Genomic DNA, 16,585 nt, shown 5'->3' on the forward strand with positions numbered 1-16,585 from the left:
GCCCCGCCACCCGCACGCTCAGGTCCGATTCCCGCGAGCCACCGCCGGTGAGCTGCGGGCATGATCGGTGGCGTGGAGTTGGACTTCGAACGGTGCTACCGCGCCGTGGACAGCCGCGACCAGCGCTTCGACGGCTGGTTCTACACCGGCGTCACCTCGACCGGGATCTACTGCCGGCCGTCCTGCCCGGCGATGACGCCGAAGCGGCCCAACGTCCGGTTCTTCCCGTCGGCGGCCGCCGCGCAGGGGGCCGGGCTGCGGGCCTGCCGCCGGTGCCGGCCGGACGCCGCACCCGGCTCACCGCTGTGGGACGTCCGGGCCGACGTGGTGGGCCGGGCCATGCGGCTGATCGCCGACGGGGTGGTCGACCGGGAGGGCGTGCCGGGGCTGGCCGCCCGGCTGGGCTACACCGAACGGCACCTGCACCGGATGCTCCGGGCGGAGTTGGGTGCCGGGCCGTTGGCGCTGGCCCGCGCGCAGCGCGCCCAGACCGCCCGGACGCTGATCGAGACCACCGGGCTGGGCCTGGCGGAGGTGGCGTTCGCGGCCGGGTTCGGCAGCGTGCGGCAGTTCAACGAGACCGTCCGCGAGGTGTACGGCACCGTGCCGTCGCAGCTGCGCGCCGCCCGGGGCAGCCGGCCGACGCCGGGCGGGCCGGGCCGACAGGGCGGGCCGGGCACGATCACGCTCCGGCTGGCGTACCGGCCGCCGCTGCACGCCGCCGCGCTGCTGGAGTTCCTGGGCGACCGGGCGCTGCCCGGCGTGGAGGAGGTACGCGACGGGACGTACCGCCGGGGGTTGCGGTTGCCGCACGGCCCGGCGGAGGTCGCGCTGACCCCGACCACCGGGTACGTCGCGGCGACGCTGAGGCTGGCCGACCTGCGTGACCTGGCTCCGGCGGTGGCCCGCTGCCGTCGCCTGTTCGACCTGGACGCCGACCCCTCGGCGGCCGACCAGACGCTGGCCGCCGATCCGACCCTCGCCCGGGCCGTCGCCGCCGAGCCCGGCATCCGGCTCCCCCGGGCGGTGGACGGTTTCGAGATGGCCCTACGTGCCGTCATCGGCCAACAGATCTCCCTCCGCGCCGCCACCACCACCCTCACCACCCTCCTCACCCACCTCCCTGCTCCCACCTCCACCTCCACCCCCACCCCCGGCCCCGCCGCTGACCCCGGTGATCAAGAGGATTCGGTCACGGAGAGCGCTCCCGCACGACGCAAACCTCTTGATCACCGGGGCGAGCCGGGCAAGCCGAGCGGGGCCGGCAAAGCGGGCGGGGCGGGCAGAGCGGGCGAGCCGGGCGGGGGGTTGCGGGGGTTCCCGGGGGCGGAGGAGGTGCTGGGGTTGCCGGACGCGGCGTTCGGGATGCCGGTCGCGCGGCGGGAGACGATCCGGACGCTGGCCCGGGCGGTCGCCGCCGGTGAGCTGGACCTGGATCCGGGCGGGGACCGGGCGGAGACCGTACGACGGTTGACCGCGCTGCCCGGGATCGGCCCGTGGACGGCCGGCTACCTGGCCATGCGGGCGCTCGGCGACCCCGATGTGCTGCTCCCCACCGACCTGGCGGTACGCCGGGGTGCCGCCGCCCTCGGCCTGCCCGACTCCCCCACCCTCCTCGACACGTACGCGGACCGCTGGCGACCCTGGCGGTCGTACGCGGTGATCAGACTCTGGAGAGCGGCATGACGACCATCGACACCACCACCATCGACACCCCGACCGGCCCGCTCAGCGTGCTGGTCGACCCGGACGGCGCGGTCCGGGCCGCCGGTTTCACCGCCGCGCCGGAGAGCCTGCTGCCGCTGGTGCACCCGACCCTGCGCGGCCCGCTGCGACCGCACGCCGACCTCGGCCCGGTGACCGCCGCCGTGCACGCCTATCTCGACGGGGAGCTGACCGCGATCGACAAGATGCCGGTGACGCAGCACAGCGGTGGGGTGTTCCTGACCCACGCCTGGGACGTGTTGCGCGACGTCGGCCCCGGCGAGCCGATCACCTACACCGCCTACGCCGCGCTGGCCGGTCGACCCGCCGCGGTCCGGGCGGCCGCCGCGGCCTGCGCCCGCAACGCCGCCGCCCTCTTCGTCCCCTGTCACCGGGTGCTGCGCACCGACGGCACCCTGGGCGGCTACCGGTACGGGCTGGCGGTGAAGACGTGGTTGCTCGGTCACGAGCGCCGGCTGACGGCAACCTGACAGCCGCATCGACGCGGATCGACGCTACCGTCGGGTAGTGCCTGCGCAGCGTGACGGCGACCCGGCCCCGAGGGCGGACGGCCGGGTCCGGCCGCTGCGCAACCTCTGGCGGCTGCGCCGCTACCTCCGCCCGTACGTCCCCGCGTACGCCCTGCTCCTGCTGGCCGCGTTGGCCGCCACCGGCGCGGGTCTCGCCGTACCGCTGGTGGTGCAGCGGGTGGTGGACGGGCCGGTCGCCCGGCACGACCCGGCCGGGCTGGTGCGGCTCGGCGGGCTGGCCCTGCTGCTCGGGCTGGTCGAGGCGGTGCTGATCTTCATCCGCCGGTGGAGCCAGTCCTCCTCCTCGGTCGGCATGGAGGCCACCATCCGCGCCGACCTCTACGCCCACCTGCAACGGCTGCCGGTCGGTTTCCACGACCGTTGGCAGTCCGGGCAGCTGCTGTCCCGGGCCACCAGCGACCTGTCGGTGCTCCGCCGGTTCCTCTCCTTCGGCTTGCTCTTCCTGGTGCTCAACCTGGTCACCTACGTCGCCGTGGTGATCCTGCTGGTCCGGTTGCACGGGCCGCTGGGCCTGCTGGTGGCGGCCAGCGCGGTGCCGCTGTTCGTGATCAGCCGCCGGTTCGGGCGGCGCTACCACGCGGCCTCCCGGCGGATGCAGGACCAGCAGGGCGACGTGGCCACCCTGGTCGAGGAGACCGCGCAGGGGTTGCGCACCGTGAAGGCCTACGGGCGGGGGCCGGAGCTGGCCGACCGGTTCGCCCGGCGGACCCGCACGCTGCACGACACCGGGGTCGGCAAGGGCGTCCTCCAGTCGCGCGCCTCGGCGCTGTTCGACCTGGTGCCCAACCTGACCCTGGGCGCGGTGCTGGTCGGCGGTGCGACGCTGGTCGCCCGGGACGCGCTCACCATCGGCGAGCTGGTCGCCTTCGTCAGCCTCCAGCTCATGCTCATCTGGCCGGTGCAGTCGCTCGGCTGGATCATCGCCAACGGGCAGGAGGCGGCGACCGCGGCGGACCGGATCCAGGAGGTGCTGGACACCCCGCCGTCGATTGTGGACGCTCCGGACGCCGTACCGCTGGCCCGGACGCAGGTCCACGGGCGGCTCCGCTTCGAGCGGGTGTCCTTCGGCTACCCGGGCAGCGTCGAGCCGGTGCTGCGGGAGATCGAGCTGACCGTCGAGCCGGGCGAGACGCTGGCCCTGGTCGGGGCGACCGGCTGCGGCAAGAGCACCCTGCTCTCCCTGGTGCCCCGGCTGCACGACGTGACCGACGGCCGGATCACCCTGGACGGGCACGACCTGCGGGCGGTACGCCTGGACTCGCTGCGCCGACTGGTCGGGGTGGCCTTCGAGGAGCCCACCCTGTTCTCCATGTCGGTGTGGGAGAACCTCACCCTGGGCCGGCCGGACGCCGACGCCGACGAGGTCCGGGCCGCGTTGACGCTGGCCCAGGCCGATTTCGCGTACGACCTGCCGTGGGGGTTGGCGACCCGGGTGGGCGAGCAGGGCCTGTCGCTCTCCGGCGGGCAGCGGCAGCGGCTGGCGCTGGCCCGGGCGGTGCTCGGCCGACCGGCGCTGCTGGTCCTGGACGACCCGCTCTCCGCGCTGGACGTGCAGACCGAGGCGCTGGTCGAGGCGGCGCTGCGCCGGGTGCTCCGGGACACCACCGCGCTGCTGGTGGTGCACCGGCCGTCGACCGTGGCGCTGGCCGACCGGGTGGCGCTGCTCGACGGTGGTCGGATCACCGCCGTCGGCCGGCACTCCGAGCTGCTGGCCACGGTCCCGGCGTACCGGGCGGTGCTCGCCGCCGACCCGTCGACGACGCCGGGCCTGGTGCGCTCGTGAGCCCCCACCCGCCCCGGCGGCACCTCCCGGCCGGAGGCGGCGACCACCCGCACCGGCAGCACCCCCCGGCCGGGGACGGCGACCGCACGCCCTGGCAGCACGGCACCGCCGGGGGCGACGAACGGACCGCTGCCGCGCTGTCCCACTGGCGGGGGCTGGCCACCGATCCGGACGCCGACCGCAGCCACGCCGAGGACGACTCGCCCGAGGCGGTGGCCCGCCTGCGTCGGCGCAGTCGGGCGCTGCTGCGGGACCTGCTCCGCCCGCACCGCCGACCGCTCGGGGTGGCGGTGGCCCTGCTGCTCGCCCAGAACACCGCCGCGATGGCCGGGCCGTACCTGGTCATGCTCGGTATCGACCGGGCGGTGCCGCCGCTGCGGGCCGGCGACCCGGGTCCGCTGGCCGCCGTCGCCGGCGCGTTCACCGTCGCGGCCGTCACCGAGTACGCCGCCCGACGCGGCTACCTCGTCCGCTCCGCCCGGATCGGCCAGGCCGTCCTGCTCGACCTCCGCCAGCGGGTGTACGGCCACCTGCTGACCCTCTCCGTCGGCTTCCACGAGCGCTACACCTCGGGTCGGGTGGTGTCCCGGCTCACCAGCGACGTGGACTCCATCGCCGAGCTGGTCGACGGCGGGATCGACACCCTGGTCGCCGCCGCGCTGTCGGTGCTGTCGGTCGCCGCCATCCTGCTCTGGCTGGACCTGCCGCTGGCGGCGGTGACCCTGCTGGCGTTCCCCTTCCTGTTCTGGCTGTCCCGCTGGTTCGCCCGCTCCTCGGCGCACGCCTACCGGCGCAGCCGGGAGGCGATGGCCCTGGTGATCGTCCACTTCGTGGAGTCGCTGCGCGGCATCCGCGCGGTGCAGGCGTTCCGCCGCGAGCCGCGCAACCAGCAGATCTTCGGTGCGGTCAACGACGAGTTCCGGGGGGCCAGCCTGCACGGGTTCCGGCTGATCGCCACCTACTCGCCGGGGATCAAGGTGATCGGCAACGTCACCGTGGCGTCGGTGCTCGGGTACGGCGGCTGGCGGGTGCTGGGCGGCGCCACCGAGGTGGGGGTGCTCGCCGCGTTCCTGCTCTACCTGCGCCGGTTCTTCGAGCCGATGCAGGAGCTGAGCCAGTTCTACAACTCCCTCCAGTCGGCGACCGCCGCCCTGGAGAAGCTGGCCGGGGTGCTGGACGAGCGGCCCGGGGTGCCCGAGCCGACGTCGCCGGTGCCGTTGCCGGCCGGTCCGGGCCGGGGCGCGGTGACCTTCCGCTCGGTCTCCTTCGGCTACCGGCCGCAGACGCCGATCCTGACCGGGCTGGACCTGGACGTGCCGGCCGGGCAGACGGTGGCCCTGATCGGCCCGACCGGCGCGGGCAAGTCGACGGTGGCGAAACTGCTGGCCCGTTTCCACGACCCGGACGACGGCACGATCGAGCTGGACGGCGTCGACCTGCGGGAGCTGGCCGACGCCGACCTGCGGCGCGCGGTGGTGCTGGTGACCCAGGAGAACCACCTGTTCGGCGGCTCGGTGGCGGAGAACATCCGGTTCGGCCGGCCGGACGCCACCGACGCGGCGGTGCAGGCGGCGGCGCGGGCGATCGGGGCACACGACTTCATCGCCGCCCTGCCCGACGGGTACGACACCGAGGTGCACCGGCGCGGCGGCCGGCTCTCCGCCGGGCAACGGCAGCTCGTCGCGTTCGCCCGCGCGTTCCTGGCCGACCCCCGGGTGCTGATCCTGGACGAGGCCACGTCGTCGCTGGACGTGCCGACCGAGCGGCTCGTCCAGCGGGCGTTGGCCACCGTGCTGCGGGACCGCACGGCGCTGGTGATCGCGCACCGGCTCTCCACGGTGGAGACCGCCGACCGGGTGCTGGTCGTCGACTGCGGACGGATCGTGGAGGACGGCCCGCCGGCCCGGCTCGCCACCACCGACGGCCGGTACGCCGCGCTGCACCGGCAGTGGCGCGACTCGCTGGTCTGACGTGCGCCCACGCGGGGCGGCCCGGGCGACGGGCGACGGTTACACTCAGCCCTCGTCGATGGGCCACGGCCCTGTCCACCTGCCGGTCCGCCCGGCCGGGCGGGGTGGGGCCGGTCGGATCGCCGGGCATACGGGGAGGTTGCGGCGTGCGAATTCGTGGACGAACGATGGTGGCGGCAGCGGTGGCGCTGGGCATGGTGGGAGTGTCGGGGGTGGCACTGGCCGTCGGCCGTCCCGCCGGCCCGGCCGTGGCCACCGGGTCGACCGGCGGGGCCTGGGCCGCCGGGTCGACCCCGGTCGCCGCGGAGGTCCCGGCGGCGACCCGCCCCGACGCCGGTGGCCGGGCCACGGCTTCGGCCGCCCCGCCCCCCGCGCCGGTGGTGACCCGCCCGGCGACGCAGGTGGCGCAGGCCGCGCCCGCCTCGGTGAGCTACCTGAGCGGGCGCTACCGGGTCACCCCGGCCGAGGCCGCCCGCCGGCTCACCCTCCAGGAGCTGTCCACGCCGCTGGCCGACACGCTCGCCGCCCGCTTCCCCGGCTCGTACGCGGGGATGTGGCTGGACCAGGCGGGCGGCGGGGTGCTCACCATCGCCGCGACCGACCCGACGCCGGTCGCCGCGGCGGTCGCCGGGCTGCCGGACGCCCGGCACGTCACCGTCGTCCCGGCCCGCCACTCGCGGCGTGACCTCGACGCGGCGGCGACCCGGCTGGCCGGCACGCTGGGCGGCACCGCCGGTCGGGACGTGCTGGTCGACGAGCGGGCCAACGAACTGCTGGTGCTCACCGGCGACACGGTGCGGGCCGACGACGCCCGGCTGGCCGGCGCGCTCGGCTCGGCCGGGGTGCCGGCCCGGGCACAGGCCCGCCTCGACGACGCCGCGATCCCCAAGGCCTGCGATCCGCGCTACTGCCCGCAGCCGCCGATGCGCGGCGGCATCCGGCTGGACGTGCCCCGCGACGACGGCACCGTCGGCGGCTGCACCAGCGGGTTCAACGTCCGGGCGAAGAACGGGCGGTACTACGTGCTGACCGCCGGGCACTGCGTGGTCGGCGGCCGGCACCAGCGGGTCGACGACACCTGGCACCAGTTCCTGGGGCCGAAGGTGCCGGTGGGCGTCGAGTCGACCAACCCGGTGCTGGCCGAGAACGCCTTCCCCTACGACTACGCGGTGCTGCCGTACGCCGAGGGCGCGGCGACCCGGTGGGCGTACCCGAGGCGCAGCGTCGGCAGCACGCCCAGCCTGGTCAACTACTGGTGCGTGGCCGACAATCCGGCCTGCGCCACCAGGGGCAGCCGGGACGTGCCGGTCACCGGCGTCACGCCGTACGCGTCGGTGCAAGCCGGCTGGGTGGTCTGCGCCACCGGTTCGGCGTACACCCCGAAGGCCGGCGAGCAGTACGTCGACTCCGGGGCCGGGGCCGGTTACCTGCCGGGCACCCGCTGCGGCGAGGTCATCGGCAAGGCCAGCGGCGGCATCGACGTGCGGGTGTGCGCCCGGCCGGGCGACAGCGGCGGCCCGCTGTTCACCGAGTCCGACGGGCGGGCGCTGGGCATCCTCAACAACGGCGACCCCGGCGAGGGGCCCTGCACCAACCCGGAGGAGAAGAACACCTACGCGCCGGTCTCGGTGATCCTCGACCGGGTCAACGGCCGCACCGGGCTCGACTTCCAGATCGCCACCAAGGGCCCGCTGCTCGCCCCGCCGACGACCTCCTCCCGCCGGTAGGGACGCACACCCGACAGGACCCGCCCGACCGCACCGGGTAAAGCCGGTGGGCGGGCGGCCGGCTGCTGCCTACGATCGACCGATGACTGACACGGCGAGGACGGCCCGCGCCGGTGTTCCCGAACGTCCCACCCTGGACGGCATCGAGGAGCGCTGGGCGCGTCGCTGGCAGGAGGAGGGCACGTACGCGTTCGACCGGGCGGGGGCGACCGTAGCGGGTCGCGGGGCGACGGCGGGGACGCCGGGTCGCCGGGGCCGGGGCGACGACGTGTACTCCATCGACACCCCGCCGCCGACCGTCTCCGGCGAGCTGCACATGGGGCACGTCTTCTCATACACGCACACCGACACGGTGGCCCGGTTCCAGCGGATGCGGGGCCGCAACGTGTTCTACCCGATGGGCTGGGACGACAACGGGCTGCCCACCGAACGCCGGGTGCAGAACGTCCACGGGGTGCGCTGTGACCCGTCCCTGCCGTACGACCCGGCGTGGCAGCCGCCCGACGCCCCGGTCACCGAGGCCCGCCGCCGGGAGCCGACCCCGGTCTCCCGCCGCAACTTCGTCGAGCTGTGCGAGCGGTTGACCGCCGACGACGAGCAGGTCTTCGAGGCGCTCTGGCGGCGGCTCGGGCTGTCGGTGGACTGGTCGCTGACGTACACCACGATCGGGCGGGCCGCCCGGGCCGCCTCGCAGCGGATGTTCCTGCGCAACCTGGCCCGGGGCGAGGCGTACCAGGCGGAGGCGCCGACGCTCTGGGACGTCGGCTTCGGCACCGCCGTGGCGCAGGCGGAGCTGGAGGACCGGGAGCGCCCGGGGGCGTACCACCGGCTGCGGTTCGCCGGGCCGGGCGGGCGGGAGGTGCTGATCGACACCACCCGGCCTGAGCTGCTGCCGGCCTGCGTGGCGCTGGTCTGCCACCCGGACGACGAGCGGTACGCCGACCTGGTGGGCGCGACCGTGCGTACCCCCGTGTTCGGGGTCGAGGTGCCGGTGCGGGCGCATCCGCTGGCGGACCCGGGCAAGGGCACCGGCGTCGCGATGGTCTGCACGTTCGGTGACCTGACCGACGTGACCTGGTGGCGGGACCTCACCCTGGAGACCCGGGTGGTGATCGGCCGGGACGGTCGGCTGCTGGCCGAGCCACCGGCCGGCGTGCCGGCCGCACCCTACGCGGCGCTGGCCGGGCAGCCGGTCAACGCCGCCCGGCGGACCCTGGTGGAGCTGCTGCGGGAGGCCGGCGACCTGGTCGGCGAGCCGCGCGAGATCACCCACCCGGTGAAGTTCTACGAGCGTGGCGACCGGCCGTTGGAGATCGTCTCGACCCGGCAGTGGTATCTGCGCAACGGCGGGCGGGACGCCGGGCTGCGGGCGGAGCTGCTGGCCCGGGGCGACGAGCTGCGCTGGGTGCCGGAGCACATGGCGCACCGCTACGCGCACTGGGTGGGCGGGCTGACCGGCGACTGGCTGGTCAGCCGGCAGCGCTTCTTCGGGGTGCCGGTGCCGGTGTGGTACCGGCTCGACGCCATTGGCGAGCCGGACCACGCCAACCCTCTCACACCGGACGAGGCGTCGTTGCCGATCGACCCGTCCAGCGAACCGCCGCCCGGCTACGACGAGTCGCAGCGCGGCGTGCCCGGTGGTTTCGTCGGTGACCCGGACGTGCTGGACACCTGGGCCACCTCGTCGTTGACCCCGCAGATCGTCGGCGGCTGGGAGACCGACCCGGAGCTGTTCGACCGGGTCTTCCCGATGGACCTGCGTCCGCAGGGGCAGGAGATCATCCGGACCTGGCTCTTCGCCACCGTGGTCCGCGCCCACCTGGAACACGGGGTGCTGCCCTGGCGGGACGCGGTGCTCTCCGGCTGGATCCTCGACCCGGACCGCAAGAAGATGTCCAAGTCCAAGGGGAACGTGGTCACCCCGATGGCGCTGCTGGAGCAGCACGGCTCGGACGCGGTCCGCTACTGGGCGGCCAACGGTCGGCCCGGCATGGACCTGGCCTTCGACCCGGCGCAGATCCGGGTGGGCCGGCGGCTGGCCACCAAGCTGCTCAACGCGTCGAAGTTCGCGCTCGGGCTGGGCGCCGCCGACGCGCTGCGCGCCCCCGCCACCGCCCCGCTGGACACCGCCATGCTCGCCGAACTCTCCACAGTGGTCACCGCCGCCACCACCGCCTTCGACGGGTACGACCACACCGCCGCGTTGCAGGCCACCGAGGCGTTCTTCTGGCGGTTCTGCGACGACTACATCGAGTTGGTGAAGGAACGCGCCTACGGGACCGGGCCGGGGGCCGACTCGGCCCGGGCGGCACTGGCCACCGCCCTGTCGGTGCAGCTACGGCTCTTCGCCCCGGTGCTGCCGTACGTGACCGAGGAGGTCTGGTCGTGGTGGCGGTACGGCTCGGTGCACCGGGCCACCTGGCCCACCACCTACGAGGTGGACCGGGCGATCACCGGCACCGGTGACCCGGCCCTGCTCCGGCTGGCCGGGGACGCGCTGGCCCAGGTCCGGCGGGCCAAGTCCGACCGCAAGCTGTCGATGCGGGCGGAGATCCCGCTGGCCGAGGCGCTGGGGCCGGCCGCCCTGCTCGACCAGCTCACCCTGATCGCCGACGACGTGCGCGCCGCCGGCCGGATCACCACCCTCGACCTGCTCCCCGACCGCACCCCCGAACTCGTCATCGCCAGCGCCTTCTGACCGTCGGCCGCCCGGCGGGCCGGCGGGTCAGCGGGCCGGCGGGTTGGCGGGCCGGCGGGTTGGCGGGCCGGCGGGTTGGCGGGTCGGCGGGTCGGGGCCAGATCGCCGATGTGGCGGTATCCAGGTGACTGGATACCGCCACATCGGCGCAACTGTGTCGATCATGGGCTGACCGACCCGGCCCGCCCCCAGCGGGGTGGGTCAGCTGGTTTCGCCGGCGATGCTGAAGGAGCGGAGCCGGTCGATCGCCAGCACGGTGAAGCCGACGCTCACCAGGGCGGTCAGCACCAGCGCGACCGGCACCGACACGGTGGTCGACAGCAGCGCGGTGGGGGCCATCCGGTCGGCCAGGGCGATCACCCACTGCTGGATCGACAGCACCCTGGTGCCGCTGACGAAGTTGCCCAGCAGCCCCTCCCAGATCAGCACGTAGACCAGGCCGAGCAGCACCGGCCGCCGGGTGACCAGGCTGAGCGCCAGGAACAGCGCCGAGTAGGCCAGCGCGCCGACCGCCGAGGCGACGACGAGGGCCAGACCGAGGCGTACCGAGTCGGCCAGCACGCCCGCGACGTAGAGCGGCACGGCGACGGTGACCGCGCTGACCCCGGCGGCCACCGCGAGCTTCGGCAGCACGATCTGCCAGCGTGGCAGCGGCTTGGTCAGGATGTGCACCACCGTGCCGTCGTCGATCTCCGCGCCCAGCACGCCGGTGCCGACGATGAGCGCCACCACCGGCAGCACCACGGCCAGGCCGAGGCCGACCAGCACCGGCGGCGCCCACTCGCCCGGGTCCACCCCGAGCGACCGGCAGAGTACGGCGAGCAGCACCAGCACCGCCGGCAGCGGCAGCAGCATGAGGAACCGGCGACGGCCGAAGAGTCCGCGCGCGGTGATCCAGGAAACGGTCGACATCAGGCCTCCACCAGGTAGGAGAAGACGCTCTCCAGGGACTCGTCCTCGGGGGTCAACTGCCGGACCCGGATCTGCCGGGCGAGCGCGATCCTGGGCAGCGCCCGGGTGAACGCGCCGTAGTCGCCGGCGCGTACGGTCAGGCCGGTCTTGTCCAGCTCGACGCCGGCGACCGACGGGTCGGCCATCAGCGCCACGGCCAGCGCCCGGTCGTCGGTGGAGCGGACCGCGAAGACGTGCGGCCGGTTGGTCATCAGCCGGCGGATGGTCCGGAAGTCGCCGGAGGCGGCCAGCCGGCCCGCCACCATCACCTGCACCGTGCCGGATACCTGCTCGACCTCCTCCAGGATGTGCGAGCTGAACAGGATCGTCCGCCCGGCGTCACCGAGGGAGTGCAGCAGGCCCATCATGTGCAGCCGCTGGCGCGGGTCCATCCCGTTGAACGGCTCGTCGAGCAGCAGCACCTGCGGGTCGTGCACCAGCGCGGCGGCCACCCGGGTGCGCTGCCGCATCCCCTTGGAGTAGGTGCCGATCCGGCGGTCCTGCGCGTCGGTCATCTCGACCAGCTCGATCGCCCGGCGGGTCGCGGCCTCCGGATCGGCCAGCCGGTGCAGCTTGGCGCTGGCCAGCACGAACTCCTTGGCGGTGAGGAAGGAGTGCACCGCCTCGCGCTCGCTGACCAGCCCGAGCCGGCGGTAGACGGGCGGGTTGCGCCAGGTGGACTCGCCGTCGAGGGTGAGCGTGCCCCGGGAGGGGGCGAGGAAGCCGGCCATCATGTGCAGCAGGGTGGTCTTGCCCGCGCCGTTCGGGCCGAGCAGGCCGGTCACCCCGGGGCCGAGCCGCATGGTGACGTCGTTGACCGCCACCACGTTGCCGTACCAGCGGGAGACCCCGGCGAGATCCAGGGTGCTGGTGGTGACCGCCGGCCGGGCGTCGGTGTCGAGTGTGGTCATCGGGCGGCCACCTTCCGGTATCGCAGCAGCAGCAGGGCGGTGCAGGCGGAGACCAGCAGCACGGCGACGATCGCGTAGACCGGGCCGAAGCTGCCGATCGGGATTCCGCCGCCCTGGTCGGCGGGCACCAGCAGGTCGCCGAGCGCCCAGGTGCCCACCCCACCGACCAGTGTCGACGGCGAGGCGAGGAAGGCCAGCTCGTTGACCGCGCGGGACGGCAGGATCGACAGCACGCCGACGACCGGGGTGGTCATCAGGAAGACCGCCACGATCCCCCCGGCGGCGAAAGCCCGCTTGCCGGTGAGCGAGGCGATCAACAGGCCGATCGAGGCGAAGACCACCGCCCACAGCCCGGCGTAGAGCAACCCGGGCAGCAGGTCCAGCAGCTCGTTCCAGGTGCCGCGCAGGCCGTCGGGGGTGGTGAACGCCGCCCCCAGGAACATCACCAGCTGCGGCCCGCCCAGCAGCAGCCAGATCGCGCTGATCAGGGAGAGCAGCTTGGCCAGCGCGTAGTCGTCGCGCGGCAGCGGCCGGGAGAAGTACAGCGGGAGCACGCCGCTGCGCAGGTCCCGGGAGACCAGCTCGGGGGCGGCCACCGCGACGAAGAAGATGACCAGCCAGCTCATCGAGTCGGCGAACTGGGCGTACGTCATCACCACCTGGCCGAGCTGGCTGCGCACGGCGGTGACGCCGGCGGCCACCACGGTCACGATGCCGACCACCAGCCAGGGGAAGATCTTCGCCTTGGCGCTGCGGCCCAACCCGAAGACGGTCCGCAGGCCGTGCAGGTAGAGCGCGCCGAAGACGTGCCGGCGGCCCAGCCTCGGGCCGGTGTAGCGCTGGTAGCCGATGTCGTGGATGACGCCGGTCGGCTCAGGCATTGCTGGGCTCCCTCGGGGCGAAGAGTTCGGCCACCCGGTGCCGGCGCTGGTCCAGCCGGTGCAGCGGCAGGTCCAGCTCGGCGACCGCGCCGAGGATCAGGTCGTAGGTGCGCTCGTCAACGAGCGGGACGAGCAGCATCCGGCCGTCCCGGGTCACCGGCAGGTCGAGCGCGGCGAGCCGGCCGGCCAACTCGTCGGTGCCCTCGCTGACCTCGACGGCGAGCACGTCGGTGGCCGAGGTCATCGCGTCGATCCGGTCGGCGCGCAGCAGCCGGCCGCCGTCGATGGCGATCAGGGTGTCGCAGATCCGCTCCACCTCGCCCAGCAGGTGCGAGCAGACCAGGACGGAGATGCCGAACTCGGTGCCGATCCGGTGGACCAGGGCCAGCATGGCGTCCCGGCCGGCAGGGTCGAGCCCGTTGGTGGGCTCGTCGAGCAGCAGCAGGTCCGGATCGTGCACCAGCGCCTGGGCGAGCTTGACCCGCTGCTTCATCCCGGTGGAGTAGCCGCCCACCGGCCGGTACCGCTCCTCGTAGAGGCCGACGTGGCGCAGCGTCTCGGAGGCGCGCTCGCGGGCCACCGTCCGGGGCAGCCCGCTCATCTGCCCGAGGTGGGTGACGAGTTCGGCGGCGGAGAGGTCGGGCGGGAGCGCCTCGTGTTCGGGCATGTAGCCGACCCGGGCGCGGACCGCCGCCGGGTCGGTGGTGGGGTCGAGGTCGAGCACGGAGACCCGTCCGCTGGTCGGCGGGAGCAGGCCCAGCAGGATCTTTATCAGGGTCGACTTGCCGGCGCCGTTCGCGCCGACCAGTCCGATGATCCCCGGCTCGACCGCGACGGTGAGGTCGGCCAACGCGGTGACCCGGCCTCCGTACGTCTTGGTCAGCGACTCGGTCGCGATCAGTGTCACGCCCGCCAGCCTAGGGAGCCGCCACCCTGGGGGGCATCCGGAATCGCCCGGGGTCACCCCTGATTCCCAGCCCAGGGACGGTAAGGCTTTCGTAACGCCACCGACCGGTGCCCGACGGCGGTGCTCCGGCGAGACTGGGCGGTATGTCCCGTCGCCTGCTTCGTGCCCCGCTGACCTGGGTCGCCGTCGCCGTCCTCGGTGTCGGTGCCGTCTTCGGCCTCTACTGGTTCCAGCCCTGGAAGGTGGTCACCGACAACCGGGTCGACGAACGACTCTCCGAGGTGGACGCCGCCCCGACCGGCAGCGCACCCACGGGTGCCGCACCGACCGGCAGCGCACCCACGGGTGCCGCACCGACCGGCAGCGCACCGACCGCCCCGGCCGGACAGTCTCCCGCCGGCAGCCCCACCGGCCGGCCGGTGGTGGTCAGCCGGGGGGCGTTCGTCAGCCACGAGCACGACACCTCGGGCGACGCCCGGATCGTCCGGACCACCGACGGCCGGCACCGGCTGGAGCTGGTCGGGCTGGACACCTCCAACGGCCCCGATCTGAAGGTCTGGCTGACCGACCGGCCGGTGCAGACCGGCCGGGCCGGCTGGGGCGTCTTCGACGACGGTCGCCGGGTGGAGTTGGGCCGGCTCAAGGGCAACCGGGGCGACCAGGCGTACGCCATTCCGGCCGGCACCGACCTCACCGGGCTGACCAGCGTCACGATCTGGTGTGCACGGTTCGCCGTCTCGTTCGGGGCCGCGCCCCTGGTCGCGGGCGGCTGACCAGCCCTGTCGGGCGGCCGGCACAGCAACCGTTGATCCACTTCCGGGCCGGGAGGTGGAGTGGCGCTCTCGACCGATCGCCGGCCGGCTGAGAAACTGTGAGCCGGCCGGCGAGTGAGGGGTACGGATGAGCAACGGTTCAGTGCTGCCCGAGGACGTGCTACGGGATGCTCCCGCGTACGCGCCACGCCCCGGTGAGCTGGCCGATCTGGAGTTGCTGCTGAGTGGGGCGTACACCCCGCTGGCCGGCTTCATGACCCGCGCCGACCTGGTGTCGTTGCAGCGGCGTGGCCGGTTGGACGACGGCACGTCCTGGCCGGTGCCGGTGACCCTCCAGGTGCCCACCCCGGTCGCCGACGGGCTGGACCCGGCCGATCCGGGCCGCCGGACGCTGGTGCTCACCGACGGCGAGGGTGCCCCGGTGGCCGCGCTGGAGGTGACCGACGTCTGGCCCGTCCGCGACGGCGTGGCCGGATTGGGTGGCCCGGTCCGCCGGCTCGGTGACGGCGGGCACGGCCCGTTCCAGCGGCTCCGACGCGGCCCGGAGGAGGTACGCCCGCTGCTGCCCCCGGGCCGGGTGCTCGGGGTGATCGCCGACCGACCGCTGCACCGGCCGCAGCTCGCCCAGATCGCCCACGCGGCCCGTACCCTCGGCGCACACCTGCTGGTGATGATCCCGGTCGGTGAGGACGGCGCGGGCGGGCTGCCCACCGAGGCGCTGGTCCGCAGCGTCTTCGCCGCCCGGGACCGGATGCCCCCGGCGACCCTGGTCGCGGTGCCGCTGCCCCGCCGTACCGACGAGATCAGCGACGCCCTGCTGCGGGCCCGGATCTCCGCCGCCTACGGGGTCACCCACCTGCTGTCCACCGGCGGCATGCTCTCCGGGGCCGGGCTGCGGGTGCTGGTCCCCCGCGAGCTGGCCTACGACAGCCGGGACGGCCAGTGGCGCTGGCGGGACGACATCCCGCCGCGCAACCGCAAGCTGGCGCTCAGCGAGGCGGAGATCGACGACCTGCTCGACCGGGGGTTCCCGCTACCCGAGTGGCACACGCCGCCGGCGGTGGCCAAGGAACTCGCCCGGGCCCGCCCGCCGCGCCGGCACCGGGGGCTGGTGGTCTTCCTGACCGGGCTCTCCGGTTCCGGCAAGTCGACCATCGCCCGGGGCCTGGCCGACCTGCTCCGCGAGCAGGGCGAGCGGACGATCACCCTGCTCGACGGCGACGTGGTGCGCCGGGAGCTGTCGGCCGGGTTGACCTTCAGCCGGGCCGACCGGGACGCCAACGTCCGGCGGATCGGCTGGGTGGCGGCCGAGATCGCCCGGCACCGGGGGGTGGGCATCTGCTGCCCGATCGCCCCGTACGCCCAGGCGCGGGCCGCCGTCCGGGAGATGGCCCGGTCCGCCGGGGCGGGCTTCCTGCTGGTGCACGTGGCCACCCCGCTGGAGGTCTGCGAGCAGCGCGACCGCAAGGGCCTGTACGCCCGCGCCCGCGCCGGCCTGCTCACCGGGATGACCGGGATCGACGACCCGTACGAGGCCCCGACCGATGCCGACCTGGTGGTCGACACCACCGACCAGAGCATCGAGGAGGCGGTGCAGGCGGTGCTGAACCACCTCACCGAGACCGGCTGGGTGGAGCCGCGCCTGCCGTCCGCCTGATCCCGGGGGTTCCACTTCCACCGTTGCCTGCTGCGCGCTAGTGTTCAATCTTGTTGGAACACGTTCGAGCGC

At 74.5% G+C, this 16,585-nt stretch carries 11 protein-coding genes and 1 pseudogene; 8 read left to right on the plus strand and 4 right to left on the minus strand.

The annotated features are described in order from the left end of the window. Nucleotides 1-72 precede the first annotated feature (72 nt). The 6 genes and pseudogenes from O7625_RS02575 to valS all read left to right on the plus strand — a co-directional run bounded on the left by O7625_RS02575 (nucleotide 73) and on the right by valS (nucleotide 10,433). Nucleotides 73-1,686, plus strand: a complete 1,614-nt coding sequence (locus O7625_RS02575; protein ID WP_282344031.1) for an AlkA N-terminal domain-containing protein — start codon at nucleotides 73-75, stop codon at nucleotides 1,684-1,686. Then, a complete protein-coding gene (locus O7625_RS02580) occupies nucleotides 1,683-2,195 on the plus strand; it encodes a methylated-DNA--[protein]-cysteine S-methyltransferase (protein WP_282344032.1) in 513 nt (170 codons plus the stop codon). Before O7625_RS02575 ends, O7625_RS02580 begins: the two co-directional genes overlap by 4 nt. A gap of 37 nt (nucleotides 2,196-2,232) precedes the next feature. Next, nucleotides 2,233-4,038 carry an ABC transporter ATP-binding protein gene (locus O7625_RS02585; protein WP_282344034.1) on the plus strand — a complete coding sequence of 602 codons (1,806 nt, stop codon included), beginning with the start codon at nucleotides 2,233-2,235 and terminating at the stop codon, nucleotides 4,036-4,038. Between the two features lie 143 nt (nucleotides 4,039-4,181). Further along, a pseudogene (locus O7625_RS02590) lies at nucleotides 4,182-6,008 on the plus strand (ABC transporter ATP-binding protein); the annotation flags it as partial. 167 nt (nucleotides 6,009-6,175) lie between these two features. Beyond that, nucleotides 6,176-7,735 (plus strand): trypsin-like peptidase domain-containing protein, encoded by a 1,560-nt coding sequence (locus O7625_RS02595; protein ID WP_282344036.1) that lies wholly within the window; start codon nucleotides 6,176-6,178, stop codon nucleotides 7,733-7,735. 82 nt (nucleotides 7,736-7,817) lie between these two features. After that, nucleotides 7,818-10,433 carry a valine--tRNA ligase gene (gene valS / locus O7625_RS02600; protein WP_282344038.1) on the plus strand — a complete coding sequence of 872 codons (2,616 nt, stop codon included), beginning with the start codon at nucleotides 7,818-7,820 and terminating at the stop codon, nucleotides 10,431-10,433. A 201-nt stretch (nucleotides 10,434-10,634) separates the two neighbouring features. Here the strand turns inward: valS and O7625_RS02605 are convergent, their stop codons facing one another. From O7625_RS02605 to O7625_RS02620, 4 genes are read right to left on the minus strand one after another with little or no spacing between them, the layout of a single operon-like run. Beyond that, a complete protein-coding gene (locus O7625_RS02605) occupies nucleotides 10,635-11,345 on the minus strand; it encodes an ABC transporter permease (protein WP_067312765.1) in 711 nt (236 codons plus the stop codon). Continuing rightward, on the minus strand, nucleotides 11,345-12,295 hold the full coding sequence (locus O7625_RS02610) for an ABC transporter ATP-binding protein (RefSeq protein ID WP_282344040.1): 951 nt from the start codon (nucleotides 12,293-12,295) through the stop codon (nucleotides 11,345-11,347). Before O7625_RS02610 ends, O7625_RS02605 begins: the two co-directional genes overlap by 1 nt. Then, complete coding sequence (locus O7625_RS02615; RefSeq protein ID WP_067312769.1) at nucleotides 12,292-13,176, minus strand: ABC transporter permease subunit; 885 nt, start codon at nucleotides 13,174-13,176, stop codon at nucleotides 12,292-12,294. The genes O7625_RS02610 and O7625_RS02615 overlap by 4 nt, the downstream gene beginning before the upstream one ends. After that, complete coding sequence (locus tag O7625_RS02620; RefSeq protein ID WP_067312771.1) at nucleotides 13,169-14,083, minus strand: ABC transporter ATP-binding protein; 915 nt, start codon at nucleotides 14,081-14,083, stop codon at nucleotides 13,169-13,171. The genes O7625_RS02615 and O7625_RS02620 overlap by 8 nt, the downstream gene beginning before the upstream one ends. A 143-nt stretch (nucleotides 14,084-14,226) precedes the next feature. Here O7625_RS02620 and O7625_RS02625 point away from each other — a divergent pair, with 143 nt between their 5' ends. Together O7625_RS02625 and cysC are read left to right on the plus strand one after the other, a co-directional pair. Further along, a complete protein-coding gene (locus O7625_RS02625) occupies nucleotides 14,227-14,856 on the plus strand; it encodes a DM13 domain-containing protein (RefSeq protein WP_282344042.1) in 630 nt (209 codons plus the stop codon). Between the two features lie 127 nt (nucleotides 14,857-14,983). Beyond that, nucleotides 14,984-16,513 (plus strand): adenylyl-sulfate kinase, encoded by a 1,530-nt coding sequence (cysC, locus tag O7625_RS02630; protein ID WP_067312783.1) that lies wholly within the window; start codon nucleotides 14,984-14,986, stop codon nucleotides 16,511-16,513. The last annotated feature ends 72 nt before the right edge of the window (nucleotides 16,514-16,585 follow it).

Source organism: Micromonospora sp. WMMD714, assembly GCF_029581315.1.
GTDB lineage: Bacteria > Actinomycetota > Actinomycetes > Mycobacteriales > Micromonosporaceae > Micromonospora > Micromonospora rifamycinica.